We start from the raw sequence: 15,982 nt of genomic DNA, 5'->3' as shown, positions 1-15,982 counted from the left end.
GTATTGTTAAGCAACGATGTTGACTAATTTTCCTGGTACAACGATGATTTTCTTCGGTGTGCCTTCGATGAAACGTTGGACGCTCTCACTTGCCAGCGCAATCGCTTCTATCGTCGCTTTATCCGCATCCTTGGCAACTTTGATACTGCCACGCAATTTGCCGTTGACCTGTATCATCAATTCGATTTCGTCTTGCACCAACGCAGCTTCGTCAACCACAGGCCATGGTGCATCAATCAATTCGCCAAGTTCAGACGCAAAGCCCAACTCTTGCCATAAGGCGTGCGTGATATGCGGGCAAACTGGATACAAACCACGCAACAAGACGCTGAACGCTTCACGTATCGCTGCCGCATGACCTTCAGCTTCCGACTTAAACGACTCAATAGTATTGAGTAATTTCATCGCACCAGAAACGACCGTGTTGTATTGCAAGCGGTCGTAGTCGCCATCAATTTGCTTCAAAGTCAAATGCACTTCACGACGCAAAGCTTTGACATCTGCCGCATAGTCCGCTGGTGCAACGGTAGTGGTAGCACCGGCGGCAATCGTGCCGGACAAGCGCAAAGCATTTGCCCACAAACGACGCAAATAGCGCGAAGCACCTTCAACACCACTATTGCTCCACGCCGCGCTTTGATCCGGTGGACCTGCAAACATGGTGAACAAACGCGCTGTATCAGCACCAAACTGGGTGATGATATCTTTTGGTTCAACCACGTTGTTTTTGGATTTCGACATTTTTTCGATGCCGCCCATTTGTACTAGCTGACCGTCGCTTTTCAACATCGCTGAAATCGGGCGACCTTTGTCATCGTGTTGAACTTCGATCTCATTAGGATAGAACCAGGTTTTTTTTCCATTGTCTTCTTCACGGAAGTACGATTCATTGAGCAGCATCCCTTGTGTAAACAAGTTTTTGAATGGCTCGTCGATCTTTACCAGACCCAGATCGCGCATCGCTTTGGTCCAGAAACGGGCATACAGCAAATGCAGAACGGCATGCTCTACACCACCGATATACTGATCCATCGCCATCCAGTAATCATTGCGCTCATCGACCATTGTCTTGGCATCCGGGCAGGTATAACGCATGAAGTACCAGCTCGAATCCACGAAGGTATCCATCGTGTCAGTTTCGCGCTGTGCTGGCTTACCACATTTCGGACAAGGCACATTCAAAAATTCGGCGTGGGTTTTCAATGGATTGCCGGAACCGTCAGGAATACATTCGGTTGGCAAGACCACTGGCAAATCTTCGTAAGGAACCGGCACATCACCGCAGCATTCGCAATGAATGATAGGAATTGGCGTGCCCCAGTAACGTTGACGTGAGATACCCCAGTCGCGCAAACGCCATGTGGTTTTCTTTTCGCCCAATTCTTTTGCAGCAAGATCCGCTGCAACAGCATCAACGGCTTCTTTGTAAGTCAGGCCATCGTATTTGCCCGAATTCACCGTTACACCGCGTTGTTTATCGCCATAAGAATCGGCCCAGGCATCTGTCGTAAAGACCTCACCTTCAACTGCGACAACTTGTTTAATCGCGATATGATATTTTTTCGCAAACGCAAAATCACGCTCATCATGCGCTGGTACGCCCATGACTGCGCCATCGCCGTAGGTCATCAGCACATAGTTACCAACCCAGACTTCAACTTGTTCGCCAGTCAAAGGATGCGTCACAAACAAACCGGTAGGCAAACCTTCTTTTTCTTTGGTTGCCATTTCGGCTTCCGTGGTGCCGCCTGCCTTACATTCTTCAATGAAAGCGGCGAGTTGCGGATTGTTTTTTGCAGCCAAAGTCGCCAACGGATGCTCTGCCGCCACCGCGCAGAATGTCACGCCCATAATCGTATCTGGACGGGTAGTGAAGACAAACATTTTACCGTCTTGCACCAATACGCCAGATTCGTCAGTGATCTGATGCGTGAACGCAAAGCGTACGCCTTCGCTCTTACCGATCCAGTTGCGCTGCATAGTACGCACTTGCTCTGGCCAGCCGTCGAGTGTTTCTATACTGTTCAACAACTCATCAGCGTATTGGGTAATACCGAAGTAGTAACCTGGAATTTCGCGCTTTTCAACTAAAGCACCTGAACGCCAGCCGCGACCATCGATGACTTGTTCGTTAGCGAGCACAGTTTGATCAATCGGATCCCAATTGACGACCTGGGTTTTTTTGTAAGCGATACCTTTTTCGAGCATCTTCAAAAACAACCATTGATTCCAACGGTAATAATCTGGATCACAAGTCGCCACTTCGCGCGACCAGTCAAATGCAAGACCGAGCGGTTGCATCTGCGATTTCATGTCTTCGATGTTGGCGTAAGTCCATTCTGCAGGCGATTTTTTGTAAGCGATCGCTGCATTTTCTGCAGGCAAACCAAACGCATCCCAACCCATAGGCATCAGGACGTTATATCCCTTCATGCGTAACTGGCGCGCCAGCATGTCATTGATCGTATAGTTACGGACATGCCCCATATGCAACTTACCGGAAGGGTAAGGCAGCATGGAGCAAGCATAATACTTGCCTTTCGGGAAACGAGGGTCGTTTTCCGTTGCCGTATAGGCATCAATTTTTTTCCAATGGGATTGCGCCGCTTGTTCGACGTCGGAGGGAGTATATTTTTCTTGCATGGCGTGACCGGAGATAGGTGCGAAAATGACTCAGAGCCTTAGATTATAACTGCTTACGTGTCATTTATGAGCAAAGCCGAGACTTCACTTGGGTGTATCGGTAACAAATGAGATTTTATTGACGCCTTTTGACTGAGCTGCCGACATCAGTTTGGCGATCATTTCATAGCGTGTGGACTTATCGGCGCGTAATTGCAAATCAGGTGGAACCGCTTGCCGACCAGCGGACTCCAGCTTCAATTCTAGCGCTGGAAAGTCAATCTGCTGGTCATTCCAGTACAATAAACCTGCACTATCGATGGCAATGTGCAAAACATCGGTGGGCTGCGGCGCGGCTTTGGCGGCTGCCTTAGGCAAATCCAATTTAATGACTGGGGTCATCAAAGGGGCTGCAATGATAAAGATCACCAGCAGTACCAACATTACATCTACCATAGGTGTAACGTTGATGTCAGCCATGCTATGCATAGGCTTGGAAGATGAGGAGCGTTCGTTGAATTGACCAAAAGCCATGTTCATGTTCGCATTAATAAGAAAAGCACATTATTTCAACATGCATTATTCTCTTGTTGACGACTCAGATGCGCATGTAAGTCGTGAGCAAAACCATCAAGCTCGGCAAGGGTAATGCGGTTAATCCGGTTAAATGCATTAAAAGCCAGCACTGCCGGAATGGCGACGATCAGCCCAAATGCCGTCATGATCAAGGCTTCGCCCACTGGCCCCGCCAATTGATCAATTTGTACCATGCCAGCCATAGAGATGCTGGTTAAGGCATGATAAATGCCCCAAACAGTTCCTAGTAAACCAACAAAGGGCGCCGTCGCACCAATGGATGCCAGGATGGTTAAGCCATTTTCTAATCGTGTCGTTGCGCTTTGCAGTTCCTGACGTAAAGCCCGCATCAGCACTTCACTTATGCCACTATCAACGCTCAAGGTAGAGGCGAGCTGCTGACGATCAGCGGCACTGACGGCAGTTTCTGCCAGCGTCAGAAAGATTTTTTCTTTATCCCGTAACCGCAATAAAGTCAGCGCGTCGGTCATTGTTGGTGCTAGCCAAAATGATTTAATCGAGGGAGCGGCCTTACGTACCCACCAGAATGACCAAGCCTTGGACAGCATCAAAGTCCAACTCAACAGGGACATCAATAACAGCAAATACGCAATGGCATGACCAAACTGATCTGACTGTTCCCAATAATGACTGATCGCTGCGTCCATAGAGGCGAATCAACGCAAGTTCAGCACATCGAACATGTCAAACAAGCCAGTGGATTTGTCAGCGAGGAAACGTGCTGCACGCAAACTGCCATGCGCATACGTGACGCGACTTGAGGATTTATGTGAAATTTCTACACGCTCACCGATACCTGCAAATAAGACCGTATGGTCACCGACGATGTCGCCACCGCGAATCGTGGCAAAACCAATGGAAGATGGGTCGCGTTCACCCGTCACACCTTCACGTGCAAATACACCGACTTCGTTGAGGTCACGTCCGAGTGCATCAGCAACGACTTCACCCATTTTCAGAGCAGTACCAGAAGGCGCATCCACTTTATGTCGATGATGGGCTTCAATGATTTCAATGTCGTAGCCAGTCGCAAAACTTTTCGCTGCCATTTCCAGAAGTTTGAGGGTGACATTCACACCGACGCTCATGTTAGGCGCAAAGACGATCGCGGTTTTTTCTGCAGCGGCGGCAATAGCAGCTTTACCTGCATCATCAAAGCCAGTCGTACCGATGATCATCTTGATACCGTGCTCAGCACAGTAAGCAAGATGCTTCAGCGTTCCTTCAGGTCGCGTGAAATCGATCAAAAAATCAGCGTTTGCCAGTGCTGTCGACAAATCAGCTTCGATCTTGACACCCGCAGGTTTACCCAGAAAAGCACCTGCATCAACACCTAAGGCAGGTGAACCCGCCACATCGAGGGCACCAGTCAGTTGCAAATCATCATCTGCGCTGATCGCCTCAACCAACATTTGCCCCATGCGCCCAGACGCACCTGCTACCGCAACTTTTAATACTGTCATACCGAGTTCTCTTTATTTTTTATCTTTTTTCTTAGGTGTACCATCAAGATCGTTCAACGATTCAACCTTGTCCAGCCCTAATGCTGATTCGGTAATACGCGCCAGATATTCTTTTTCAGTAGGCAAATTGCCGCCTTCAAATTTGGATACGGTATTATTTTTAAAATAAATCGTGACCAGACTCGTGACCTGTTCACCCTTAGGTTTGGTCAGGCGGAATGGATAATCCCAGCGATCTTCGTGAAACATATCGGTCAACAATGCTGTACCCAATACAAAGCGTACTTGTTCGCGCGTCATGCCTTCTTTAATCTGCGCCATCATTTCTTCAGAGACAAAGTTGCCTTGCTGAACGCTGATGCGATATGGGGAAATATAGCCCAAAAACTTTTTGACGCCTGTCGGGGTATACACTTGGGTGCCAATGGCTGTATTTGCCACCACGCCAGAATTAGCAGTTGCCCCCTGATCAGCCATTAGCGGCGATTTTGAGGCACAGGCAGTCAGACTTAACATGAGCGCCAGACTTGTTAAACGCAAAGCTGGTGCTTGAATCAATTTCGAAAACAACAATCGCATAGGTACCCTCAGTAATTGAGCAATATGCCCTAAAAACCTATATCATAAAGCAGATAGCATTCTTTTGACCGAAAACATGACAAACAGCACTTCAAATCTCAAAGCAAGCGGGCTAAAAGCGACTTTGCCACGACTGAAAATCCTCGAAATCTTTCAAAATAGCAAAGTAAGGCATTTGACCGCAGAAGATGTCTATAAGATATTACTGAATGAAAACATGGACGTAGGTCTGGCGACGGTCTACCGCGTGTTGACGCAATTTGAACAGGCCGGATTACTTCACCGCAATCATTTTGAAACTGGCAAAGCTATTTTTGAATTAAATGAAGGCTCTCACCACGATCATCTGGTATGCCTTGATTGCGGACGCGTCGAAGAATTTTTTGATGCTGAAATAGAAAAAAGACAACACACCATCGCTTTAGAACGTGGATTCAAAATTGCCGATCACTCGCTGGCAATTTACGGTAGTTGCACAAAAGAAAATTGTGCGCACAAAGACAATTAAGACGAACTACCTGTATTAAAAGGGCGGGTGCACCTGCCCTTAAATCAAAAATGAGTTTTTTACTTAATTTTTGCCACAACGCCTTCGACCGTATCCAGAATTTTTTGCGCATTAAATGGCTTCAGAATAAAGCCATGTATTCCCGCTTTCACGGCCTCCGAAACAGTTTCGGAGTCTTTGCTTGCAGTCACCATTAATACCATCGCTTCTGGCAGCATCTCTTTGATTTTTGGCAAAATTTCCAGACCACTAATCTTAGGCATGACCACGTCCAACAGAATGATGTGAGGCCTCAGTTTTAACGCCATATCCAGACCCGTGCCACCATCCGTTGCCTCCCCAACAACGTTATACCCCTCGCTCCGCAATACAACCCGTAGCACTTCGCGCGTAATATCGTTATCGTCAATCAACAAAATAGAGACATTTTTGTTCAACATAATATGACCTTTCTACTGACTCAACGCATTTGAAAGCAATTTGGCAGTAATGTCGACGATAGGGATCACCCTTTCATACGCCATACGAGTCGGACCAATGACTCCCAGGGTGCCGACAATTTTACCGTTCACACCGTACGGTGCTGTGACTATACTCATTTCGTCCATAGGCACCAATTGCGATTCGCCGCCAATGAAAATTTGCACACCTGTCGCCTTGCTAGATACATCCAACAACTGCATTAAGCCACTTTTTTGCTCAAACATGTCAAATAATTTGCGCAGTGAATTCATATTAGAAGACAAATCCTGCACATTGAGTAAATTACGCTCGCCGGAGATAACAACTTCTTCGTTTTGCTCCGCCAAAGCATCACTACCCGCTTCCACTGCCGCCTGCATGAGACTGGTCATGTCACTCTGCAACTGCCGCAATTCACTATTGATACGCAAGCGTGCCTCATCAAAACTTAAGCCGCCAAAATTCTGGTTCAGATAATTAGCTGCCTGCACCAATTGTGCTGGCGTGTAATCCACATCGGTCAACAACAGTCGGTTATGCACGTCCCCCGAAGGAGCAACGACGACCAGCAAAATGCGTTTTTCAGACAAACGCAGGAATTCTACCTGCTGAAATATCGACTCCGTACGCGGCGTCATGACCACCCCCGCAAATTGCGACAGCGAAGACAGTATTTGTGCCGCGTTCGCGATAATTCTTTGCGGTGGCTGCGTTAAAAACCCCGGCTGGAGACGAGAGCTTAATGCGGATTCATCAATTTCTTGCACAGTTAACAATTCATCGACAAAAACGCGATAACCCCGCGGGGTTGGCACACGCCCGGCAGAAGTATGTGGACTGGCGACAAAGCCGAGTTCCTCTAAATCAGCCATGACGTTGCGTATCGTCGCTGGAGACAGTTCCAGACCAGAAATTTTAGACAATGCTCTGGAACCTACAGGCTGACCGTCAGCGATGTAGCGTTCTACCAGAGCTTTTAATAACGTTTGGGCGCGGATATCAAGTTGCATATTTTTATTTTATGCGACCTAAGCCAAGTTGAACACTACGAAATTCACAACCATTGTGTCAAATCATGTAAATCTTTAAATTCTGCGTCGGGTTTGACATGAGAATGGCGTGGATCGTCATTGACCAGACTGCGTCGGTTCATCCACCCAGCCTTCAGGCCTGCTTGCTGAGCACCTTGCACATCAAGCAATAAATCATCGCCTACATACAACACTTCATACGGAGCCAGACCCAATCCATCGCAGGCAGCATGAAATATTCTAGCATCCGGTTTGGCGCACCCAAATTGATGGGCAGCAACCGATACATGGAAATGCCCGGCCAATCCTATCGCTTGCAGATCAGCGAAACCATTCGATATCGTCCCCAATTTCACACGCTGCCCAAGTACACCTAATGCCGGCGCCACGTCCGGGTACAGGCTGACCTGATTGCGCGCGTGAGCAAAAACTGCCATCGCCTGATCCGCTTTGCCAACATCTTCATCATATTGCCTGAACACGTTTTGCAATAATTGATGACGCAAGGCCCATAAGTCATAAGAAAAACGCGGATCAGTTGTCACCAACGCCTGCCTTAACGATCGCAAAGAAACGATGTCATGCTGCGCAGTGACGTTCGGAACATGTTGCTGCATCCAGGTGTATAAAGTGGCTTCCGCATGCTGAATGACGGGTGCGACCGGCCATAAGGTGTCGTCTAAATCGAGTAATACGGCTTTAATTGTCATATAGAGCACTCTGTTAGTTCATTTTTTTCATAATTATGGTCTAATCTGACGAATCACGTCACCCTTCATTTTCTATGACTGTACAGGCTAAAACGATTGCACTTGTTGGTAAATATAATGCTGCCGGCATTACTGATTCTATGACCGATCTGGCGCGCTTTCTGGATCAGGCTGGTCACAGAGTGGTACTGGAAGAAGAAACCGCCCGCTATATTCAACTCGATAACCTGGCTGCAATGTCGGTGGCTGACATCGGTAAAACTGCTGATGCTGCGATTGTGGTCGGCGGCGATGGCACTATGCTCGGCATTGCGCGCCAGCTCGCACCGTACAACGTGCCTTTAATCGGAATCAACCAGGGGCGACTCGGATTTATCACAGATATTCCTCTTGATAGGATGATCCCGGTGATTAGCGAAATGCTGGAAGGCAAATACGTGTCTGAGCGGCGCAGTTTATTGCAAGCGATCGTCGTGCGCGATGGCAATCAGATTTTCAGTGGGGTCGCTTTTAACGACATCGTAGTGGCGCGAGGTGCAGGCTCAGGCATGGTAGAGCTGAGGGTGGAAGTGGATGGCTTGTTTATGTACAACCAACGTTCGGATGGTTTGATCGTATCTACACCGACAGGTTCTACTGCTTACGCATTGTCGGCAGGTGGGCCACTTTTACACCCTAGTCTGAGTGGCATCGTCATGGTTCCGATTGCACCGCATGCGCTGTCCAACCGCCCTATCGTGCTGCCCGATAGCAGTGAAATTGTGATTGAAATCGCCGCCGGGAGAGACATCAGTGTTAATTTCGATATGCAAACTTTTGCCAGTCTGATGCATCAGGACAGAATTATCGTCAAACGCTCTACCCATACAGTGACCTTTTTACATCCGCAGGACTGGAATTACTACAATACCTTGCGTGAGAAGTTACATTGGAATGAATATCCTTCAGTAGAAGGTGCACTCAATTAATCACAGGTTGTTACAATAGCAGCTCATCGGCTGTTCGCTTACTTAATCTCATTTACTCTAACTAAAATACCGCTCCTATGCTGCGCACGCTCGCTATTCGTGATTTTGTCATTGTTGATGTTTTAGAGCTTGAATTTTCCTCTGGTTTCAGCGTTTTAACCGGCGAAACTGGTGCTGGAAAATCAATATTGATCGACGCTCTTAGCTTGGCACTTGGTGGTCGTGGAGACGCCAGCATGGTGCGCGAATCTGCCGCTAAAGCCGATATCAGCGCAGAATTCTCTCTCAATGATGCCGTTACAGGCTGGTTGGAAAACAATGAGTTCAGCGATCCTGAGCAACAATTGATTTTACGCCGTACCATCGATAACGCCGGGCGTTCAAAAGCCTGGATCAACGGCATTACAGCCACCGCTACCCAATTGCGTGAACTCGGTGATTTTCTGGTGGATATTCATGGCCAGCACGCCCACCAATCGCTGCTCAAATCTGAGGCGCAACGTGCGCTGCTTGATATGCAAGGTGGATTACAGCCACAAGCTCAAGAGGTCGAAACTGCCTACAGACTGTGGCGGAATCTGAGCAAGCAACGTGAAGAATTTGAAACTAATGCCAAAAGCGTTTTACAAGAAAGGGAACGGCTTGAGTGGCAAGTAGGCGAACTTGATAAATTGCAGATCAAATCCGGTGAATGGGAACAAATTTCGCAAGAACATAGTCGCCTAGCACATGCAGCAAGCTTGCTTGATGGCGCACAAGAAGCGGCTACGTTGATATCGGAGTCGGAGCATCCCGTCTTGTCTCAGCTGTCAGCTGTCCAGCAAAAATTACTCAAACTACTCGACTATGACGCAGCGTTAAAACCTGTGACTGATGCACTTGAATCTGCCTGCATCAACTTACAGGAAACAACCTATGCGCTCAACGACTATCTTAGCCGCACCGAACTTGATCCAGCGCGCTTGCGTGAAGTCGAGAACCGTGTCGAAAGCATACACTCAACAGCGCGACGTTTTCATGTCGTTCCAGAAAAATTGCACGAGGAGTTTGCAACCCTGTCAGCACAATTGCTGCAATTATCCAATGCGACTGACATTGACGCACTCAAAGTGCAAGAAGAAAAAGCTTACCAAACGTATTTGAAAGCCGCACATAAATTAAGTGCATCACGCCAAAAAATTGCCAAAGAATTGAGTATAGCGGTTACCGCAGCAATGCAAGATTTAAGCATGAGCGGCGGTAATTTCGGCGTTTCTCTGGTTCCCTGCGAAGCGGCAGCTTATGGTCTGGAGCAAATAGAATTTCTAGTCGCCGGGCACGCAGGAGTGCAAGCACGTCCTCTCGCAAAAGTGGCTTCAGGTGGTGAGTTAGCACGAATTTCATTAGCAATTTCGGTTATTACTTCTTGTGCAACAGCAACCCCGACGCTGATTTTTGATGAAGTTGATAGTGGCATTGGTGGTGGCGTAGCAGAAGTTGTTGGACGACTGTTAAAACGTCTGGGACAAGACCGTCAGGTCCTCTGTGTGACACATTTACCGCAAGTCGCAAGCCAAGCCAATCAGCACTTTCAAGTCAGTAAAGTCAGCCGCGAAGGCAGAACGATTTCATCAATCACTCCACTCGATAGTAAACAACGCGTGGAAGAAATTGCGCGTATGCTAGGCGGCATAGAAATCACGGCGACAACCCGCAAACACGCCAGAGAATTATTGGCTTCCTAAATTTATTACAAAGAATACTCATGAGCTTCCTGAAAGAACCCGATTACTCGCACGGAAAAATAGGCAAGACCGCCGTTGTTTTGGTCAACCTCGGCACGCCCGATGCACCAACCAGTTCCGCAGTACGACGTTATTTGAAACAATTTTTGTCAGACAAGCGCGTCGTCGAAGTACCGCGCCTGATCTGGTGGTTTATTCTGAATCTGATTATCCTCCCATTTCGCTCGGGACAATCCGCAAAAAAATATGCGTCCATCTGGACCAAAGACGGTTCGCCTTTAAAAATACACACCGAAAAGCAGGCATTGCTGCTTAAAGGTTATCTCGGTGAGCGCGGACATGAAGTGCACGTCACTTACGCAATGCGTTACGGTTCACCTTCCATCCCTTCGGTATTGCAAAAATTAAAAACCGAAGGCTACGAGCGTTTGTTGATTTTATCCGCATATCCGCAATATTCTGCGACGACAACAGCATCTAACTTTGACGCCGTGTTCAGCCATTATCAGCAAGTGCGTAACGTCCCTGAATTGCGCATGGTTAAAAATTATCACGACCATGAAGCATATATCGATGCCTTAAAACAATCAGTTCAAGCGCACTGGCTCGCCCACGGCCGACCTGAAAAACTGGTGATGAGTTTTCATGGTTTGCCTAAAGCCTTTTTATTGCGTGGCGATCCTTACCACTGCGAATGCTATAAAACTGCGCGTTTGTTGGCTGAAGCATTGGGACTCAACAAAGAACAATATCTTGTGACGTTTCAATCGCGTTTAGGACGCGCAGAATGGCTTCAACCATATACCGCGCCAACGGTTCAAAAACTTGCCAAAGACGGTGTTAAACGTATCGATGTGATATGCCCGGGTTTCATTGCAGATTGTCTGGAAACACTGGAAGAAATTGCGATGGAAGTACGTGTCGATTTCTTAAATGCGGGCGGTAAAGAATTTAATTACATTCCCTGCCTCAACGAGTCGCCAGCATGGATGCGGGGATTGGCGGAAATCGCTGAACAACATTTAATCGGCTGGCCAACGATGATGACAACCAGTCTGCGCGAAGAACAAAAACAACAAGCCTTATTGAGCCGTTCAGAAGCAAAACGTCTTGGTGCCGAACACTAAAGAGAGTATGGCAAACACTTACTTCATTGGTGACCTGCAAGGCTGTGCTGATCAACTGCAAACGTTGATTAGTAAAATAGAACAGATTTCATCGAACAATTACTATATCTTTGCCGGCGACTTGGTCAATCGTGGTCCAAAATCTTTAGAGACTTTAAGGCTAGTTCGCAAGCTGCAGCAAACCGGGCTGGCCGAAAGTGTTTTAGGTAACCATGATCTACATTTGTTAGCAGTCGCCAATGGCATACGCCCAGCACACCGGAGCGATACGCTCGATGATATTTTAAACGCACCGGACAAGGGTGAATTATTGCATTGGCTACGCCAACGCCCTATGGCTATTTTAAAAAATCAACATCTGGTCGTGCATGCGGGCGTGTTTCCTTCGTGGACAGCCAAACAGACAATGGCACTCGCACATGAAGTTGAAGCCGAGCTCAAAAGCCATGAACACACCAACTTTCTAAGATCCATGTACGGCAACACGCCAGACGCCTGGAACGATAATTTAACAGGCAACGATCGTCTGCGCTGTATCGTTAATGGCTTAACCCGAATGCGTTTTTGTACGGCAGATGGACGCATGGATTTTGCCACCAAAGATGGCTTGACGGCGGCACCGACTGGCTTTGCTCCGTGGTTTGATGTAGATCGGGAAACGGCTGATTGCACGGTGGTATTTGGTCATTGGTCTACCTTAGGTTTATTGCTACGACCCAATCTGATCAGTCTTGACACCGGCTGTGTGTGGGGTGGAAAACTCACGGCAGTATCACTGCACGATCGCCAGATTATTCAAATTGACTGCCCGCAACAACAAAAACCTGGCTGACCATACTTACCTGATACCTCTGTTGCAAAATCATTATCTTCAGATTATTTTTGCATTGCAAACAACAATCCGAGGCATTATTTTGCTCTGTTCCATTGGTGTACGAATCCAAAACTCAAATACATGACGCGCCAATGTTATCAATAGCTATTGATAACACTTGCTTCGCTGTCTTCTAACGTCTAATTTGAATAGAAACATACAAAGACGCTTTTGCATATTTTCACATTTAACTGCTATTTCTGTAACAATGGCTCCGCGTAAATACCAGTTCCTTGAGGCAACATCTGTCATTTCACGTTAAAAGTTTAAAAGTTGTCAAAAATGTTCAAATCTCTGTTTACGTTGTTTCTAGCGAGTCAAAAGCGCATATACTGTGGAATAGATAAATAAATAGCATTATTTCCAACTATGTCAGGCCGCCAAGGGAAAAGCATGGACCCCAACGAACTTCTACCAATAACTCGTACGGAATTTCAAAAAACCTTCGTACAGTCCTTGGAGCAAGCTCTCCCACAATCCGTTGAAGTACTTTTCAGAAAAGCCGAAAGCTCGTACACCTCAGTTGAGCAAGGGCGCTATCTGCACGCCTGTACTTTGCTGCGCAGACCCGATGAGCTGATACAGCAAATGAGTATCAACATGGATGCCTTGCTGACCCGAAGTTTTCAGACGACCTACAATACGTTCCGCCCGGTATCGGCGCTGAGCATGAAAAGTAGTAGCCTGTCGTTGGTCGATGCGAATGCGTTTGACGATGAATTACTACTAAATGAAATCACTGAGAGCTTCAGAATTGAAGCGGGCGACCAGATTCGCGATTTGAATATTCGTATTGCAATCTTGTTTGCACAAGACAACATTAAAGAACGGGAAAATCCGTTCCGCCCCTATCTTCTGGCGCGCTGTATTGCAAATACCATCGATGCATTAAATCTGGAACGTGAGCTGTGTAACATTCTGGAAACCCAGATTGCTGAGAATTTTTCCCGTCACGTTTTAAGAATATACGAAAACGTCAATCATTGTCTGGCCTTGAACGGGGTTGCCGCCGAGCTCCAATTTAAGCTGAAGAAAACCAATCTTGCGACGCCAGCACAGTCCTCAAACAATGTGATGGAAGATGAGCTGGATACCGCCACAGATGAAATCGCTCAATCAGGTGAAGCCAGTAATCAATTTCCTGGCGTTGGGCAACAAAATCAGTCGCGTGTGCAGCAATACCCAGGTGGTGCCCCATCTGCGCAATCCGGTATCGTAGAGATTGGCGGTAAATTTTATAATACCGCCTCTCGGGAAATCTCCAGTGATCAGCCAAGGAGTCCAGTTGAACGACTATTCGAAACAGTACGTGGAATAGCTGCCGGTATCAGCGGTGCGATGACTCAACCTCAGGTCGCCGGTGTCGGTCAGGTTAGCGGTAATGGTTTTGCAAAAGCATTCAGTAATGGCTACGAGACTGGATTTAACAGCGGAAATAGCCAACGTTACCCAAATGCGGCCGAGCAGAATTTTGATCAACAAACTGCGCAAAGCACGGGCAGCCCATTTGGCGCAAACCAGTTTAAATGGTTAGCACAAAATCAAACTATCGGCAGTGTCTTACGCAAAGTATTTGGTGGACAAGGCAACACAACCACTACCAACGGTAACGGCAATACAACGCAAATGCATTTATACAATGACGAGAGTAGCGATGCAGGTGCAGAAACGACAAATGGCTCTATCTCGGAGCATGCAGCCAGATATCAATCCGGTGGCAATGATAGCGCTGGGGGTGACGCGCAGAGTAACAATACCCATCCCGGCGGCGCCAGTTCCGACGCATCTAACTCCAGTCAGTTTAAGGAAATGCCGCGCTATTCTGAGTCAGGGATTGTTCAATCAGTCCATCAATTACAAAAAACGCACACTGCCCCAATAGAGCAGATGTTCGACCAACTAGGTCGGATCCGAAATCTGATTCTTGAGCAACGCGCACAACTCAATGACATGACAGAGGATGTCGATGAGCAAATGACGATCGATGTGGTCGCCATGTTGTTCGAATTTATTTTGAGTGACAACCAGGTTCCTGCAGAAATCCGTGCTCAATTAGGACGTCTGCAATTTCTGGTACTCAAAATTGCTTTGCGTGATCAGAGTCTGCTTACACAAAAAGGGCATCCAGCGCGCTTACTGATTAACCGCGTTGGCTCTATCTCACTCGGTTTAAAACAAATCGATCCGAGTGGTGTTCACATTACTCAGGAAATCTGCCGGATAGTCGAAACCCTGCTGGAAGACGAAAGCGAAAATTCTCAGTTATTCACCCGCATGCTGGACGAATTTGATGCGTTCATTGCGCGCGAATTACGCAATAGCGATAAGCAACTCGATCAAACCGTCGTGGCAGTTGAAGAAGCACAAAACCGTACACTGCGCCTGGTACACATCACCGCACAGTTACAAGAAGTATTGAAAAAATTGACGATCAATTCTTTTCTTCGTGATTTTCTCGAAAGTACTTGGGTCTCCGCAATTGAGGTGACAGAACGTGACGATATCAGGCGCGGTACCCGTTACCGCCTGTTAGTACCAGACTTGCTTTGGAGTATAGTCCCCAAAGCAGTTGAAGATGATCGTACACAACTGTTTGCTTTACTGCCGATTATCCTTGGGACAATTCGCGAAGGATTGGCATCGATAAATTGTGATCCGAAGTACCAAAAAGAATTACTCGACTGGCTTGTTGATGCCCACACTGCGGCTTTACGTACTACGCAGAGCAATGTCCAAATGCGTTCATTATCACTGCCCTCGGTGCATGAACATTTTCATCATTTTGTATATCCAGATGAAGAAACACGACAAGACTTGCTGGGTGAAGCAAGAACCCCTGAAATACAGAAAATATTGGATAAGGCGATTCGCGATCTGGATATCAAAGTCGAGATGCTGGATCAAATTTGCAGCGAAGAATTAGCGACGGAATCAGCGCCAATAACAACTGACAACGGAGGATTATCCGACGCAGCTACGCCGATCGCTACCGCTACACCAGAGATGATCAAGGAAAGATTGCGCACAGGTGTCAGCCTGGAGCTACATTTAGGTTTCAAACCAAGTGTTGGAAAACTCAGTTGGGTAGACCCACAATTACAAAATCTCGTTTTGCGATTGGATGGGCATGATAAACCTTCACTGGTCAGCGTGCGTATGTTCCGTCGCATGATTGCCCACGGCCGAGTCAAATTTATGGAAGCTGAACCATTATTTGAAAGAGCGGTTCAAGCCCTGCTGACATCTGCCGACGTCGTAGATCAACCCATAGCCGCTTAAAATTGCGGCTCCAGTGACGGTGCGACGTGCGAAAACGT

General features: G+C 47.3%; 14 protein-coding genes. 6 read left to right on the top strand and 8 right to left on the bottom strand.

Annotated features, from left to right (window positions below; translation table 11 throughout):
* Positions 1 to 6 precede the first annotated feature (6 nt).
* From leuS to H8K32_RS04940, 5 genes are all read right to left on the bottom strand, one after another.
* Positions 7 to 2,643 (bottom strand): leucine--tRNA ligase, encoded by a 2,637-nt coding sequence (gene leuS / locus H8K32_RS04960; RefSeq protein WP_186911370.1) that lies wholly within the window; start codon positions 2,641 to 2,643, stop codon positions 7 to 9.
* A gap of 84 nt (positions 2,644 to 2,727) precedes the next feature.
* Entirely contained in the window at positions 2,728 to 3,156 is a 429-nt protein-coding gene (locus tag H8K32_RS04955) for an ExbD/TolR family protein (protein ID WP_186911480.1), read from the bottom strand.
* A gap of 35 nt (positions 3,157 to 3,191) precedes the next feature.
* Complete coding sequence (locus H8K32_RS04950) at positions 3,192 to 3,866, bottom strand: MotA/TolQ/ExbB proton channel family protein (protein ID WP_186911369.1); 675 nt, start codon at positions 3,864 to 3,866, stop codon at positions 3,192 to 3,194.
* A 9-nt stretch (positions 3,867 to 3,875) separates the two neighbouring features.
* Positions 3,876 to 4,682, bottom strand: a complete 807-nt coding sequence (gene dapB, locus H8K32_RS04945; protein ID WP_186911368.1) for a 4-hydroxy-tetrahydrodipicolinate reductase — start codon at positions 4,680 to 4,682, stop codon at positions 3,876 to 3,878.
* 12 nt (positions 4,683 to 4,694) lie between these two features.
* The gene (locus H8K32_RS04940) at positions 4,695 to 5,261 is read right to left on the bottom strand and encodes an outer membrane protein assembly factor BamE (RefSeq protein WP_186911367.1); all 567 of its coding nucleotides are present in this window, start codon (positions 5,259 to 5,261) and stop codon (positions 4,695 to 4,697) included.
* Between the two features lie 76 nt (positions 5,262 to 5,337).
* Here H8K32_RS04940 and fur point away from each other — a divergent pair, with 76 nt between their 5' ends.
* Positions 5,338 to 5,769 carry a ferric iron uptake transcriptional regulator gene (gene fur, locus H8K32_RS04935; protein WP_186911366.1) on the top strand — a complete coding sequence of 144 codons (432 nt, stop codon included), beginning with the start codon at positions 5,338 to 5,340 and terminating at the stop codon, positions 5,767 to 5,769.
* A gap of 59 nt (positions 5,770 to 5,828) precedes the next feature.
* Here the strand turns inward: fur and H8K32_RS04930 are convergent, their stop codons facing one another.
* Genes H8K32_RS04930 through H8K32_RS04920 form a run of 3 tightly spaced genes read right to left on the bottom strand, consistent with a single transcriptional unit; the run spans position 5,829 to position 7,972 of the window.
* On the bottom strand, positions 5,829 to 6,209 hold the full coding sequence (locus tag H8K32_RS04930; protein ID WP_186911365.1) for a response regulator: 381 nt from the start codon (positions 6,207 to 6,209) through the stop codon (positions 5,829 to 5,831).
* Positions 6,210 to 6,221: 12 nt separating this feature from the next.
* Positions 6,222 to 7,241 (bottom strand): heat-inducible transcriptional repressor HrcA, encoded by a 1,020-nt coding sequence (hrcA, locus tag H8K32_RS04925; RefSeq protein WP_186911364.1) that lies wholly within the window; start codon positions 7,239 to 7,241, stop codon positions 6,222 to 6,224.
* Between the two features lie 44 nt (positions 7,242 to 7,285).
* Positions 7,286 to 7,972, bottom strand: coding sequence for an HAD family hydrolase (locus tag H8K32_RS04920; protein ID WP_186911363.1), 687 nt, complete (start codon positions 7,970 to 7,972; stop codon positions 7,286 to 7,288).
* A gap of 74 nt (positions 7,973 to 8,046) precedes the next feature.
* Here H8K32_RS04920 and H8K32_RS04915 point away from each other — a divergent pair, with 74 nt between their 5' ends.
* The 5 genes from H8K32_RS04915 to H8K32_RS04895 all read left to right on the top strand — a co-directional run bounded on the left by H8K32_RS04915 (position 8,047) and on the right by H8K32_RS04895 (position 15,944).
* Positions 8,047 to 8,940, top strand: a complete 894-nt coding sequence (locus H8K32_RS04915; RefSeq protein ID WP_186911362.1) for an NAD kinase — start codon at positions 8,047 to 8,049, stop codon at positions 8,938 to 8,940.
* Positions 8,941 to 9,017: 77 nt separating this feature from the next.
* The gene (gene recN / locus H8K32_RS04910; RefSeq protein ID WP_186911361.1) at positions 9,018 to 10,664 is read left to right on the top strand and encodes a DNA repair protein RecN; all 1,647 of its coding nucleotides are present in this window, start codon (positions 9,018 to 9,020) and stop codon (positions 10,662 to 10,664) included.
* Positions 10,665 to 10,684: 20 nt separating this feature from the next.
* The gene (gene hemH / locus H8K32_RS04905; protein WP_186911360.1) at positions 10,685 to 11,791 is read left to right on the top strand and encodes a ferrochelatase; all 1,107 of its coding nucleotides are present in this window, start codon (positions 10,685 to 10,687) and stop codon (positions 11,789 to 11,791) included.
* A 7-nt stretch (positions 11,792 to 11,798) separates the two neighbouring features.
* Entirely contained in the window at positions 11,799 to 12,623 is an 825-nt protein-coding gene (locus H8K32_RS04900) for a symmetrical bis(5'-nucleosyl)-tetraphosphatase (RefSeq protein WP_186911359.1), read from the top strand.
* Between the two features lie 435 nt (positions 12,624 to 13,058).
* A complete protein-coding gene (locus tag H8K32_RS04895) occupies positions 13,059 to 15,944 on the top strand; it encodes a DUF1631 family protein (protein ID WP_186911358.1) in 2,886 nt (961 codons plus the stop codon).
* The last annotated feature ends 38 nt before the right edge of the window (positions 15,945 to 15,982 follow it).

This window comes from Cognatundibacterium jejuense (assembly GCF_014284255.1).
GTDB classification, from domain to species: domain Bacteria; phylum Pseudomonadota; class Gammaproteobacteria; order Burkholderiales; family Burkholderiaceae_D; genus Undibacterium; species Undibacterium jejuense.
This window is presented reverse-complemented; position numbering and strand designations above follow the sequence as displayed.